General features: G+C 73.3%; 10 protein-coding genes. 5 read left to right on the top strand and 5 right to left on the bottom strand.

Annotation, left to right across the window (positions count from 1 at the left end; all coding sequences use genetic code 11):
* Positions 1-149: 149 nt before the first annotated feature.
* From RQM47_RS10455 to pdhA, 3 genes are all read right to left on the bottom strand, one after another.
* Positions 150-1,706: a pyruvate dehydrogenase complex dihydrolipoamide acetyltransferase gene (locus RQM47_RS10455; protein ID WP_311663821.1), complete on the bottom strand. Its 1,557-nt coding sequence runs from the start codon at positions 1,704-1,706 to the stop codon at positions 150-152.
* 93 nt (positions 1,707-1,799) lie between these two features.
* Positions 1,800-2,957 carry a pyruvate dehydrogenase complex E1 component subunit beta gene (locus RQM47_RS10450; RefSeq protein ID WP_311663819.1) on the bottom strand — a complete coding sequence of 386 codons (1,158 nt, stop codon included), beginning with the start codon at positions 2,955-2,957 and terminating at the stop codon, positions 1,800-1,802.
* Complete coding sequence (pdhA, locus tag RQM47_RS10445) at positions 2,875-4,035, bottom strand: pyruvate dehydrogenase (acetyl-transferring) E1 component subunit alpha (RefSeq protein WP_314008879.1); 1,161 nt, start codon at positions 4,033-4,035, stop codon at positions 2,875-2,877. Before pdhA ends, RQM47_RS10450 begins: the two co-directional genes overlap by 83 nt.
* Positions 4,036-4,290: 255 nt before the next feature.
* On the opposite strand from pdhA, the gene RQM47_RS10440 reads away from it, so the two are divergent.
* From RQM47_RS10440 to RQM47_RS10430, 3 genes are all read left to right on the top strand, one after another.
* Positions 4,291-5,085: a polyprenol monophosphomannose synthase gene (locus RQM47_RS10440; protein ID WP_314008877.1), complete on the top strand. Its 795-nt coding sequence runs from the start codon at positions 4,291-4,293 to the stop codon at positions 5,083-5,085.
* A 271-nt stretch (positions 5,086-5,356) separates the two neighbouring features.
* Positions 5,357-6,613 carry an NADP-dependent isocitrate dehydrogenase gene (gene icd, locus RQM47_RS10435; protein WP_314008875.1) on the top strand — a complete coding sequence of 419 codons (1,257 nt, stop codon included), beginning with the start codon at positions 5,357-5,359 and terminating at the stop codon, positions 6,611-6,613.
* Positions 6,614-6,766: 153 nt separating this feature from the next.
* Positions 6,767-7,315 (top strand): outer membrane beta-barrel protein, encoded by a 549-nt coding sequence (locus tag RQM47_RS10430; protein ID WP_311663811.1) that lies wholly within the window; start codon positions 6,767-6,769, stop codon positions 7,313-7,315.
* Between the two features lie 37 nt (positions 7,316-7,352).
* On the opposite strand, the gene RQM47_RS10425 is transcribed toward RQM47_RS10430, so the two are convergent.
* On the bottom strand, positions 7,353-8,300 hold the full coding sequence (locus RQM47_RS10425; RefSeq protein ID WP_311663809.1) for a DsbA family protein: 948 nt from the start codon (positions 8,298-8,300) through the stop codon (positions 7,353-7,355).
* Positions 8,301-8,481: 181 nt separating this feature from the next.
* On the opposite strand from RQM47_RS10425, the gene RQM47_RS10420 reads away from it, so the two are divergent.
* The gene (locus RQM47_RS10420) at positions 8,482-10,080 is read left to right on the top strand and encodes a glycoside hydrolase family 10 protein (protein ID WP_314008873.1); all 1,599 of its coding nucleotides are present in this window, start codon (positions 8,482-8,484) and stop codon (positions 10,078-10,080) included.
* Positions 10,081-10,116: 36 nt separating this feature from the next.
* Here the strand turns inward: RQM47_RS10420 and RQM47_RS10415 are convergent, their stop codons facing one another.
* Positions 10,117-11,256: a porin gene (locus RQM47_RS10415; protein WP_314008871.1), complete on the bottom strand. Its 1,140-nt coding sequence runs from the start codon at positions 11,254-11,256 to the stop codon at positions 10,117-10,119.
* 164 nt (positions 11,257-11,420) lie between these two features.
* Here RQM47_RS10415 and RQM47_RS10410 point away from each other — a divergent pair, with 164 nt between their 5' ends.
* Entirely contained in the window at positions 11,421-13,502 is a 2,082-nt protein-coding gene (locus RQM47_RS10410; protein ID WP_314008869.1) for a hypothetical protein, read from the top strand.
* The last annotated feature ends 36 nt before the right edge of the window (positions 13,503-13,538 follow it).

Below are 13,538 nucleotides of genomic sequence, written 5' to 3'. Positions count from 1 at the left end.
GCCTGTCGGCTCAGGGTTTAAGGTCGAAGAGCGCTCTTCCGCCTTCTCTTTGTGGGGCGGGGTGGCGCCCGTCTCCCCCACCCCGCCCCGCTCGCGCGGCGGCGGGGCGGCATCCGAATCCTGAACCCCGGACCCTGAACCCCGCTCGCTCACAGCAGCATCAGGCGCGGCTCCTCCAGCAGGTCCTTGACGTCGCCCAGGAAGGCGGCGCCCGTGGCCCCGTCGACGACGCGGTGGTCGCACGAGAGCGTGAGCGTCATGAGCTGGCCCGGGACGACCGCCCCGCCCTCGACGACGGGCACGTCGCGGATGGTGCCGATCGCGAGGATGCAGGCGTTGGGCGGGTTGATGATGGCCGTGAACTCGGAGATCCCGAACATGCCCAGGTTCGACGTCGTGAACGTCGAGCCGGCGTATTCGGAGGGGTCGAGCTTTCCGTCGCGGGCGCGGCCGGCGAGGTCGCGCGTCTCGGCCGCGATCTGAGCCAGCCCCTTCGCGTCCGCGTTGCGGACGACGGGCGTGATGAGGCCCTCGGGCATGGCGACCGCGACGGCGACGTGGGCCGCCTCGTGCTGGCGGATCACGCCCTCGTCTTCGAGGTAGCTCGCGTTGACCATCGGGTGCCGGCGGAGCGCGACGGCGCACGCCTTCGTGATGAGGTCGTTCACGCTCACCTTGCCCATGTCGCGCTCGGCGGCGACCGCGTTGAGGTCCTTGCGGAACGCCATCGCCCCGCCCATGGCCACGTCGACCGTGAGGTAGAAGTGGGGGGCCGTGAACTTGCTCTGGGCGAGGCGCCGGGCGATCGTCTTCCGCATCTGCGTGATGCGGAGGTCGGCCCCGCCAGTCTCCACCCCGCCCGTTTGCGGTCCGCCGGCTTGTGGCCCGCCCTGCGCCGCGGGCGGGGTGGCGGGCTGCGCAGCCGGACGGTTCGCGGGCACCTCGACGGGTTGCGCCGAGCGGGCTGCGGGTTGGGCCGCCCCGCCCTCGCGGGCCGCCTCCACGTCGCGCTTGACGACGCGGCCGTCCGGGCCGGAGCCGGCGATCTGGGCCAGGTCGAGCCCGGCCTCGTCGGCCATCCGCCGCGCCAGCGGCGACGCCTTGACGCGGCCGCCGTCTTGCGCCGCCCCGCCCTGGGCGGCCGACGTCGTGGGCTGGCTGGCGCCGACCTGCGGTTCGGCGGCGTCGGGCCGGTGGCCGTAGCCTTCGGCCGTGGTCCCGGCCGCGCCGGCGTCCGCCCCGCCCTGTCGGCTCTGCGCCGCGGGCGGGGTGGTGGTCCCGTCGCCGCCGAGCGGCTGCGCGCTCGGGGCCGGGGCGTCGATGGCGTCGGCCGTGGCCGTCTTGCCTTCGAGGCCGGCCGGGGCCGGCTCGTTCTCCTGCTGCGCGGGCGGGGCGGCCTCGACGTCGGCCGCGCTCCCGGCGGACCCGTCGCCGCCGTACTCGGCGACCACGTCGTCGACCGACTCGCCTTCCTTGCCGAGCACGGCGATGAGCGCGCCGATGGGGACGCTGTCGCCCTCGCCGACGACCCGCTTGAGGAGCACGCCGTCGTCGTAGACCTCGAGGTCCATCGTCGCTTTGTCGGTCTCGACCTGGGCGATCACGTCGCCGGCCGACACGGATGCGCCCTCGTCGGCGAGCCACGACACGAGGACGCCCTCCTCCATCGTGTCGCTCATCTTGGGCATTTCAACTGCAATCGCCATGACAAAAAGGGATTGAGGGATAAGGGATCGAGGGATACGGCGGGCACGGGCGGGGCGGCATCCCTCTATGCCTCCATCCTCCATCCCTCTTTGTTACACGTACAGCGCGCGCTTGGCGGCCTGGATCGTCTCGTCGACCGACGGCATCCAGGCCTCGATCAGGTTCTTGGCGTAGGGGGCCGGCACGTCCTTCGCCGTCACGCGCTCGATGGGCGCGTCGAGGTGGTCGAAGCACTGCTGCTGGATGCGGAACGCGACCTCAGACGCCACGCCGCCGAACGGCTGGCTCTCGTCCACGATGACGAGCCGGTTCGTCTTCTTCACCGACTCGACGACAGCGTCCGTGTCGAACGGGCGGAGCGTGCGGGGGTCGATGACGGTCGCCTCGTAGCCCTGCTTGGCGAGCTCCTCGGCGGCCTCCATCGCGAGCCAGTAGCTCTTGGAGTGGGCCACGATCGTGAGGTCGTCGCCCTCGCGCGCGATGCGGGCCTTGCCGATCGGGAGCAGGTAGTCCTTCTCGTCCGAGACCTCGCCCTTGAGGCCGAACATGAGCTCGGACTCCAGGAACAGGACGGGGTCGTCGTCGCGGATGGCCGCCTTCAGCAGGCCCTTGGCGTCGTCCGGGTTGGACGGCGCGACGACCTTGAGGCCGGGGACGTTGGTGTAGAAGGCCTCGACGGAGTTCGAGTGCGTGGCCCCGAGTTGCCCCGCCGCGCCGTTCCCGCCGCGCATGACGATGGGGACCTTGGCCTGCCCGCCCGACATGTAGCGGACCTTGGCGGCGTTCGAGACGATCTGGTCGAAGGCCACGAACGTGAAGTTCCACGTCATGAACTCGATGATCGGCCGCAGCCCCAGCATGGCCGCCCCGATGCCGAGCCCGGTGAATCCGGACTCCGAGATCGGCGTGTCGACGACGCGCTTCGGCCCGAACTGGTCGAGCATCCCCTGCGACACCTTGTAGGCGCCGTCGTACTCGGCGACCTCCTCACCCATGAGGAACACGCTCTCGTCGCGTTCCATCTCCTCCGTCATCGCGTCGCGGAGGGCTTCTCTAAACTGCAACTCGGCCATAGCTGGGAGCTTCGACACGCAACACGCAACACGTTGTCTGCGCGTGGCTGCTGCGTGTTTCGTATTGCGTGTTGGTTCGGGGCGGGGTGGACCGCTAGACGATGAAGGGGTAGTCCTCCTGGGCGTAGACGTCCTCGTACATGGTCGAGACGTCGGGGAGCGGCGACTGCTCGGCAAAGTCGACGGCGGCCATGACCTCGGCCTTGACGTCCTCGTCGACCTCGTCGAGGCGCTCGACGGGGAAGAGCTCGTGCTCCAGGATGTAGGCCTTGACGCGGAGGATGGGGTCCTCGCCCTTTTTGCCTTCGAGCTCCTCCTTCGTCCGGTACTTCTGCGGGTCCGACATCGAGTGGCCGCGGTAGCGGTAGGTCTGGACCTCGACGAAGTACGGCTTCGTCTGGCCGTCGGTCTCGCCGCGGGCGTCGTCGGCGATCTCCTGGAAGGCGCCGTAGACCTCGAACAGGTCCATCCCGTCGATCACGGCCGTCTTCATGCCGTACGGGTAGCCCTGCTTGTAGAGGTTGGCGTCGCCGCGGGCGCGGGCGACCGACGTGCCCATCGCGTACTCGTTGTTCTCGACGATGAGCAGGACGGGCACGTCGTAGAGCGAGGCCAGGTTGGCCGCCTCGTGGAACGCGCCCTGGTTGATGGCGCCGTCGCCGAAGAACGCGAGCGCCACCCCGCCCGTCTCGCGGTACTTCAGCGCGAACCCCATGCCGACGCCGACGGGGATCTGGCCGCCGACGATGCCGTGGCCGCCGTAGAAGTGCTTCTCGACGTCGAAAAAGTGCATCGACCCACCCTTGCCGCGGCTGCACCCGTCGATCTTCCCGAACAGCTCGGCCATGCCGGCGTCGGACGACATGCCGCGGGCGAGCGCGAGGCCGTGGTCGCGGTAGGCCGTGATGATGGGGTCGTCGTCGCGGAGCGCGCGGACGGCGCCGGTCGAGACGGCCTCCTGACCGATGTAGAGGTGGAGGAAGCCGGCGATCTTCTGGCGCCCGTACATCTGCGCCGCCCGCTCCTCGAAGCGGCGCTGGAGCAGCATGTTCCGGTACATCTCGAGCACGTCGTCGGCGCTCAGGCCCAGCGACTCGTGCGTGCGGCCGCTCCCCCGGTACACGCGGACGTCCGGCGTGTCGGGCGTGAACGCCCCGTTGGTCGCGGGCGACGCGGCCTTCTTCTTGGGAGCGGCCTTCTTGGCTGCGCCGTCCCCTTTGGGGGTCTTCGTCGAGGTCTTCGTCGTGCCGGCCATGGGGGCGGGGTGGTCAGAAGGGGCGTCCCACGGGGGACTCGGGAAGGGGGCTCCGGGGGCGGGGCGGAACCGGTGACTGCGCGCCGGAGATCCGCCCCGCCCTGGGAGTCCGCCCAAGCTACCGCCGCAGGGCGGGGCGGGGTGGCCCCGCGGAGCGGTCTCCGCCGTCTCTCAACGGCGGCTCCGCCCCGCCCCGCGTTCAGCGGCGCCCGCTCGGGCCGTATCCTGCGCCGCCCCGCCCCCGCCGTCCGCGTCGTGCCCGCCCCGTTCCTCACGCCCCCCGACCCGGACCGGGGCCTCAGCGCCGTCGTCGTGGTCCCGACGTTCAACGAGGCCGGGACGATCGGGGCGCTCGTCGAGCGGGTGCTCACGCTCGACGGCGCGTTCTCGGTGCTCGTCGTCGACGACGGGTCGCCGGACGGGACGGCCGACGTCGTCGCCGCGATCCAGCGCGACCACCCCGCCCGCGTCGGGCTCCTCCGGCGGCCGGGGAAGTCGGGCCTGGGGACGGCCTACCTCGACGGGTTCCGCGTCGCGCTCGACGCCGGCTTCCGCTACGTGTGCGAGATGGACGCCGACTTCTCGCACAACCCGGACGACCTCACGCGCCTCGTCGCCGCGTGCCTCCCGCCTTCGGAGGCCGGGGGCGGACCGCAAACCGGCGGGGCGGACGTGGCCGTCGGGAGCCGCTACGTCGACGGGCTCCGCGTGCTCAACTGGCCGCTCGGGCGCCTCGTGCTGAGCTACGGGGCCGGCGTCTACACGCGGGCCATCACGCGGCTCCCGCTCCAGGACGTGACCGCCGGGTTCAAGTGCTTCCGCCGCGAGGTGCTCGAGGCCATCGACTTCCGGCGCGTCCGCTCGAACGGGTACTCGTTCCAGATCGAGATGAACTACCGGGCCTGGCGCGAGGGCTTCCGCCTCGTCGAGGTGCCCATCGTGTTCACGGAGCGGAGCGAGGGCGAGAGCAAGATGACGAAGGAGATCGTCCGCGAGGCGGCGCGGAAGGTGTGGGAGCTGAGGCTCCGCGACCTGGCGGGGCGGCTCTGACGGGGTACTCGGTACGGGGTACTCGGTACGGGGTACTCGGTACGGGGTACTCGGTACGGGGTACTCGGTACGGGGTACTCGGTACGGGCGGGGCGGGCGACGGCGGCCGGCAGAGGGCGACCACCCCGCCCGAGACCTGGGCGGGGCGGTGAGCCTGGGCTGAGCGGGGTCTCTACCCCGCACCCTGTACCTCGTACCTCGCCCCCGCCGGATCTCGACACCGCCGCCGGCCGTCCACCCCGCCCGTATCACCCTCCCCCACCCCGCCCCGATGGCCACGTACGACCACCTCCAGCCCCCGACCTCCGGCGAGACGATCACCCAGACCGCCGGCGGCCTCCGCGTGCCCGACCGCCCCGTCATCCCGTACATCGAGGGCGACGGGATCGGGCCGGACATCTGGGCCGCCGCCTCGCGCGTGTTCGACGCGGCCGTGGCGAGCGCCTACGGCGACGACCGCGAGATCGTGTGGTTCGAAGTCCTGGCCGGCGAGAAGGCCCACGACCAGACGGGCGAGTGGCTGCCCGAGGACACGCTGAAGGCCATGAGCGAGTACCTCGTATCGATCAAGGGGCCGCTCACGACGCCCGTCGGCGGCGGCATCCGGTCGCTCAACGTGGCGCTCCGGCAGAAGCTCGACCTCTACGCCTGCGTCCGCCCCGTGCAGTACTTCGCAGGCGTGCCGTCGCCGGTGAAGGAGCCCGAGAAGGTGGACATGGTCATCTTCCGCGAGAACACCGAGGACATCTACGCCGGCATCGAGTTCGAGGACGGGTCCGACGACGCCGAGCGGTTCAAGGCGCTCCTGAAGGAGAACTTCCCCGACCGCTTCCAGAACGTCCGCTTCCCGGACACGGCCGGGTTCGGGATCAAGCCGGTGTCGAAGGAGGGGACCGAGCGGCTCGTCCGCGCCGCGTTCGACTACGCCGTCGCCGAGGGCCGCGACTCGGTCACGCTCGTCCACAAGGGGAACATCATGAAGTTCACCGAGGGCGCCTTCCGCGACTGGGGCTACGAGCTGGCCGACCGCGAGTACGGGGCCGAAAAGCTCGACGGCGGCCCGTGGCGCCAGTTCACGAAGGACGGCGTGACGGTGACGGTCAAGGACGTGATCGCCGACGCCTTCCTCCAGCAGATCCTCACGCGGCCCGACGAGTACGGCGTGATCGCGACGCTCAACCTCAACGGCGACTACGTCTCGGACGCGCTCGCGGCCGAGGTCGGCGGCATCGGCATCGCGCCCGGCGCCAACATCAACTACAACACGGGCGTCGCGCTCTTCGAGGCCACGCACGGGACGGCGCCGAAGTACGCCGGCCAGGACAAGGTGAACCCGTCGAGCGTCATCCTCTCCGGCGAGATGATGTTCCGCTACATGGGCTGGACCGAGGCGGCCGACGCCATCCTGCGCGCGATGGAGGCGACGATCCAGTCGAAGCGGGTGACGTACGACTTCCACCGCCAGATGACGGGCGCCACGAAGCTCAAGACGAGCGAGTTCGCCGACGCGCTGATCGAGAACCTGTAAAGCCTCCGCCCCGCCCGCATGGGCGGGGTGGCCCGCTCCCCGACCGCCCCGCCCCGCTCGCCGGGGGCGGGGCGGTTTTTTTCCTGCGCCCGTGACCAAACAGGGCATGGCGCCGGCTGACTCCGTATCGCCGCCTTCCACCCCGCCCCCGCGATGACCCGAGTCCTCCTCCTCGCCGCCCTCTTCGCGGGCGCCCCCGCCGCCGCTCAAACCGTCGTCTCCGTCCAGGCGGGCGGGGCGGCCTTCGACCTGTCCGGCACCGGGAGCGCGTTCGTGGCCGACGTCCGCGCCCACCGGCCGATCACGCGCGTGCTCGCCGTCGAGGGCGGTGTCGGGTTCTCGCGGACCGCCCAGCAGTTCGGCGACGTGAGCTACCTGCTCCCCAACGTCGAGTTTCAGGCCGGCCTCCCGCTGGGCACGCGGTTCCGGCCGTTCGTCGGGCTCGGGTTCGGCGCGTTCGTCCCGCTGAGCGACCCGGGGCCGTTCCAGATCACGTACCCCGGCGGGTCCACGACCTCAGGGGACTTCGACCCCGAGTTCGACGGCGCCATCGTGCTGTCGCTGGGGCTCGACGCCGCCGTCACCGACCGCGTCCTCGTCCGCACGTCCGGCCGCCTGCGCGGGACCGCGAGCTTGGGCGGGCCGGACGTTTTCGGCGGCACGTTCGCCGAGATCACGGCCGGGCTGGGCTACCGCTTCTAGCGGCCCGCCCCGCCCACATCGGGCGGGGCGGTCGCGCTCAGGCGTCGTCGCGCGCCGCGTCGACGGCCTGGAGGAAGTCGGCGAGCGGGCGGGCGCCCGAAATCAGGGTGCCGTTGACGAAGTAGGCCGGCGTGCCGGTCACGCCGAGCTGCTCGGCCGCCGCGACGGACTGGTCGACGGTCGCCGCCGCCGCCTGGTGGGCCGGCGAGGACGCGTCGGTCGCGCACGCCCGCCACGACGGGTCCGCCCCGCCCGCGGCGGCGACGGCCGCGATCCGGTCGAGGACGTTGGCCGTCGTCACCGCGTCCTGGTTCTCGAACAGGTCGTCGCGGACGGCCCAGTAGACGTCGGGCTGGTCGGCCAGGCACTCCGACGCGATGGCCGCGGGCCGCGCCCAGTCGTGGAACCCGAGCGGGAACGGGAGCGAGACCACGCGGACGTCGTCCGGGCGTTCGTCCAGGACCTCCTCGACGGTCGCCGCGCCGCGGGCGCAGTACGGGCACTGGAGGTCGGTAAACTCGATGACTGTCACCGGCGCGCTCGCGGCCCCGAGGGCGGGGCGGCCGGCGACGAGCGGGGCGAGCAGCGACCGGCGGAGGCTGTCGGCCTGCGCCTCGGCCGCCGCGAGGTCGGCGCGGACCGACGCGAGGGCGGCCTCGTCGCGGCCCACGTCGAGGGGCGGGCCGGCGAGCAGGAACAAGCGCGCGCCGTCGTCGGACAGGAGGACCGGGACGGTCTGCCGGCCGTCGACGGTCAGCGTGCCGAGGCGGACGCCGTCCGCCCCGCTCGCGGCGAGCGGGCCGAGGTCGAGGGGCAGGGTGGCGAGCTCGGGGATCTCGACGCGGAGGTTGTCGAGCACGCGGGCTTCTTCTTCTTGCGTCAGCTCCTCGCCCACGTCGCCCTCGGCGGGCGTTTGGGCGGGGGCGTCGGTCGGCGCGCAGCCGGCGGCGGTGAGGAGGACGGCGGCGAACAGCGGGAGGCGCACGGGCGGGCGGGGCGGCGGGGGCGGGGCGAAGCGGACCGAACGAACGTACCGCCAGAACCATGCCCGCCCCGCCCGAACCGGACGTCCGAACAGATGAACCCGCGGCGACGGAGCGGGCGGGGAGGCCGGCGGGGGCGCCCCGTTCGGGCGTAGTCTCACGGCCCCTCCCTCCGTTCCCGCCGTGACGCTCCGCCCCGCCCCGCTCGTCCTCGCGCTCGCCGTCGCCGTCGCCGCGTGCGGGGCGCCGCCGCTCACGCCGCCGACGCCGCCGGCCGCGCCCGCCCCGCCCGTCGCCGAGCGACCGCCCGAAGCGCCCTCGCCGCCGGCCGCCCCGCCCGAGGCGCCCGCCCGGCCGAGCGGGGTGGTGGTCGACGCGGCCGCGCTGCCCGGGCCGGCCCGCGAGTTCCGAGCGGCCTGGATCGCGACCGTTGCCAACATCGACTGGCCGAGCCGGTCCGGGCTCTCGACGGCGCAGCAGCAGGCCGAGCTCCGGTCGCTCCTCGACCGGGCCGTGGAGGTCGGGCTCAACGCCGTCGTGTTCCAGGTCCGCCCCTTCGCCGACGCCTTGTACTTCTCGCCTTACGAGCCGTGGTCCGAGGTCCTCACCGGGCGGCAGGGGCAGGCTCCGAGCCCGTGGTACGACCCGCTCCAGTTCGCGGTCGACGAGGCCCACGCGCGCGGGCTCGAGCTCCACGCCTGGTTCAACCCGTACCGCGCGAGCCACCCGACGCAGCGCGGACCCCGCGACGGCCAGCACGTCTCGGTCCTCCGCCCCGACCTCGTCCGCACCTACGGCGACTACACATGGCTCGACCCCGGCGAGCCCGAGGCGACGGACCACTCGATGCGGACGATCCTCGACGTGGTCCAGCGCTACGATGTCGACGGCGTCCACCTGGACGACTACTTCTACCCGTACCCGGTCGAGAAGCGGGGCCGGCGCGTGTCGTTCCCCGACGATGCCAGCTATGCCCGCGCCGTCGCCGCCGGCGAGACGCTGGGCCGCGACGACTGGCGGCGCCAGAACGTCGACCGCTTTGTCGAGCGGCTCTACCGCGAGGTGAAGGCCGAGAAGCCCCACGTGAAGGTGGGCATCAGCCCGTTCGGGATCTGGCGGCCCGGCCACCCCGCCGGCGTCCGCGGGTTCGACCAGTACGCCGAGATCTACGCCGACGCCCGGCGGTGGATGCGCGAGGGCTGGCTGGACTACCTCGCGCCGCAGCTCTACTGGTCCATCGAGAGCCGGGGCCAGCCGTTCCCCGCGCTCCTCGACTGGTGGGGCCAGCAGAACGACCGGGGCCGCCACCTCTGGCCCGGCCTCTACGACAGCCGGACGCTCCCGGACGTGGGCGGCTACGAGCCCGAGCAGATCGTCCGCCAGGTCCGCCTCGTCCGCGACGACGCCGAGGCGACCGGCACCGTCCACTTCTCGATGAAGGCGCTCCTCGACCGCTACAGCTCCCTGGGCCGCGACCTGGGGACGGGGCCGTACGCCGAGCCCGCGCTCGTCCCGGCCTCGCCGTGGCTGGGCGCCACCCCGCCCGCCCCGCCCGCCGTCCGTATCGAGGGGCAGCGGGCCGTGTGGGCGCAGGAGGGCAGCGAGCCCGTGTGGCAGTGGGTCGTCCGCACGCGGACGCGGGGCGCGTGGTCGTGGCGCGTCGTCGGGGGCGGGGTGCAGTCGATGGCGCTCCCGGCCGGCGCCGAGGCCGTCGCCGTCTCGGCCGTGAGCCGCGTGGGCGTCGAGAGCCCGGCGCGGCGCGTCGACGTGGCCCGCCCCTAAAAACCGCCGCCCCGCCCATGCGTGGGCGGGGCGGCCTCAGAACGCGATCTGGACCTGCCCGCGGAACGCGACGAGCGTGTCGTCGCCGTCGAGCGGGGCCTCCCCGCCCTCCGCCCCGCCCCGGAGGAACACGTCGAGGTTGAGGGCCAGCCGCGTGTTCTGAGCCGCGTACAGGTTGAGCCCGGGCGTGAGCAGGACGCCGTCGTAGCGGCCCACCGGCCCCTCGGCGTCCGAGGCGCTCGCGCGGAACAGGGGTTCGACGGCCACGAGCACGCCGCCCGTCCGCTCGGCCAGGCCCTCGACGCGGTAGGCGAGCCAGCCTTGGGCACCGATGAACGCGTGGTCGCGGAACGGGTCGAGCGTGCCCGTCACGACCTCGGCGAGCGCGTGGAAGCCGGGCCGGCCGTAGTCGCCGACCTCGACGTCGAGCGCCACCCCGCCCCCGCGCCGCGTGTCGCCGGACGGGTCGTCGCCGAGCGCGCTGCCGTCGGGGTCGAGCCGGGGCGGGTCGTCGCGGGCGAACGCCCGGCTGGTCGCAGCCAGCCCGACCTTGACGCCGGCGACCGGCTGGACCTGAACGCGCGCCGCAAACTGGCGGATGTCGGCGTCGCCGCCCTCCTCGCCGGCCGCGCCGCGGAAGTAGCCGGCCGCGTAGACGACGGGGCCGACCTCGCCGAGCACCTGGACGCCGACCGAGCGGCCGGCGTAGGCGAGCGCCTCCAGCGTCCGGTACAGCTCGGCCGCCTCGGCGCCCCGGAACCGGGCGCCCCGCTCGATGGGCGTGAGCGCCGCCGCCGTCGTCGCGTCGATGATCCCGAACGGCCGCCCGCCCTTGCCGACGAGCACGCCCACGGCCGGGTCGAACTCGAACAGCGCGTACGCCTCGTTCAGCTCGGCCGACCCGCCCACGGCCGCGTTCGCCAGCTCGGCCTGGATGCGCCCGCTGACGAGCGGGCTCACGCGCGCGTTCGCCGACAGGCGCACGCGGCGGAGCGAGAGGTCGGTCGCGTCGGCGCCGTCCTGGCCCGACGTGTTGAGCTGGGTCTGCACGAGCCCGCCGAACGTGACCCGGTCGTCCTGCTCCCCCAGGTTCGGGTCCTCGGCCACCTCCTGGGCGCGGGCGGGGTGGGCGCAGGCCGCGACGGCGAGCACGGCGAGGGCGAGGCGAAGGGTCATGGGCGGGGCGGCGAGAGCGGTCCCGGCAACGCCGACCGCCCCGCCCGGTTCGCCGCCCCGCCCTGACCCGAGCCGCGTGCGTGGGCGGGGCGGCGTGTGACCCCGGGGCGGCCGAGGCCGGCTGTCGTACCATCGGACGCCCCCACCCGACCGCCCCGCCCTCGATGGCCGAGATCGTCACCGACGCCCCCCCGACCGCCTCCGACGCCGCGCCCACGTCGCGCTCGCCCTGGCGGTGGGTGCCCTCGCTGTACTTTGCCGAGGGGCTCCCGTACATGGCCGTCATGGCTCTGGCGGTCATCCTGTACAAGCGGATGGGGATGTCGAACACCGACATCGCGCTCTACACGAGCTGGCTCTACCTGCCGTGGGTGATCAAGCCGTTCTGGAGCCCGCTCGTCGACGTGCTGAAGACGAAGCGGTGGTGGATCGTGGTGATGCAGGTGCTGATCGGCGGGGGACTCGCCGGCGTCGCGCTCACGCTGCCCACCGACGCGTGGGTGCAGGGCTCGCTCGCGTTCTTCTGGCTGCTCGCGTTCTCGTCGGCCACGCACGACATCGCCGCCGACGGGTTCTACCTGCTGGCCCTCGACGAGCACGACCAGGCGTGGTACGTGGGCATTCGGAGCACGTTCTACCGGGCCGCCATCTTCGCCGTCTCCGGCGCCGTCCCGTTCCTGGCCGGCGCGCTCGAGAGCTCGACCGGACTGGGCGCCGTCGACGTCGAGGTCCGGGCCGTCGAGGTGGCCGCCCCGCTCGCGCCCGGGGCGCTCCCGCTCGGGGCCACGGAGCGGACGGCCGCCGCGGGCGCCGCGCGCGGCGACCTGGCCCTCACGGCCTCGGCCCCGGTCCTCTCCCTGGGAATCGCGCCGCGCGACACGGCCGAGGTCGGCGCCGTCCTCCGCCGCGCCCGCTCGGCGAACGCCGCGGCCGGGTTCTACGCCGCCGAGGGCGGGGCGGCCGCGGGTGGGGCGGCCGACGACGCCGGGCCGTCGTGGTGGACGCGCCGCGTGTCGGACCCGCTCGGCCGGGCCATCGCCGGGCTCTTCGGCGACGACGCCCCGCCGCCCAGCGCCACGGCCGGCGACCTCGCCGTCGTCGCGCTCCGCCTGTCCGGGCCGCCGCCGCCGGGCGAGGAGGTGGCCGTCAACCTGGGGCTCGCGGGCGGCGACGAGAGCCTCCACCTCGTCGAGGGCGGCGAGCGGTTCACGTTCACGGCCGCCAACTGGGACCGCCCGTTCCTCGCCGTCGTCCAGGCCGACCCCAAGCTCGACGGGCCGACCGCGGCCACGTTCCGGGCTACGAGCGGCAACATCCCGTTCGCCTGGTCGATCTCGTTCTTCGTGCTCGCGGGCGTATTCCTGGCGCTCATGGCGTGGCACGCCGCGGCCCTCCCCCGCCCCGCCCAGGACGTCCCGGCGGCCGAGGGCTCGGGCGGGGCGGAGGGCATCGCGCAGTACCTCGCGTTCCTCGCCCTGTTCGTCCCGACGCTCGTCGTGCTCCTCGTGCCGATGACAGTCGCTGGGATCGTCGCGCCGCGCTGGAACGGGCCGTGGGGACGCCTGTTCCGGTCGCTCCCGTTCTCGGGGAGCCCGTTCGCCGAGACCATCGTGTCGTTCTTCGAGAAGCCCGAGATCGGGGTCGCCGTCGCGTTCGTCCTCCTCTACCGCTTTGCCGAGGGCCAGGTGGTCAAGCTGGTCACGCCGTTCCTGCTGGACTCGGCCGAGGCCGGCGGGCTCGCGCTCACGACGGGCGAGGTGGGGCTGGTCTACGGGACGGTCGGGGTCGCCGCGCTCACGGTCGGGGGCATCCTGGGCGGCATCGTGGCCGCGCGCGACGGGCTGGGCCGGTGGCTCTGGCCGATGGTCCTCGCCATCAACCTCCCGAACGCGGTCTACCTCGCGCTCGCGGTCGTCCGGCCGGAGAGCCTGTGGGTCGTGAGCGGGGCGGTCGCCGTCGAGCAGTTCGGGTACGGGTTCGGGTTCGCGGCCTTCCTCCTCGTCCTCATCTGGATCTCCGAGGGCGAGCACAAAACGGCCCACTACGCGATCGGGACCGGGCTCATGGCGCTCGGGATGATGCTGCCGGGGCTGATCTCGGGCTGGCTGGAGGACCTCGTGGGCTACCAGAGCTTTTTCGTGTGGGTCCTCATCGCCACGATCCCCAGCTTCCTCGTCGTCGCGCGCATCAAGGTGGACCCAACGTTCGGGAAGAAGGAGGCGGAGGACGCCGGCGGGGCGGCCTGACCACCCCGCCCTCGCAACGGGCGGGGCGGGAATGCC

The sequence above is a fragment of the Rubrivirga sp. S365 genome (genome assembly GCF_032248475.1).
GTDB classification, from domain to species: domain Bacteria; phylum Bacteroidota; class Rhodothermia; order Rhodothermales; family Rubricoccaceae; genus Rubrivirga; species Rubrivirga litoralis.
The sequence above is the reverse complement of the archived record's forward strand: the minus strand, read 5'-3'. Positions and strand labels throughout refer to the sequence as shown.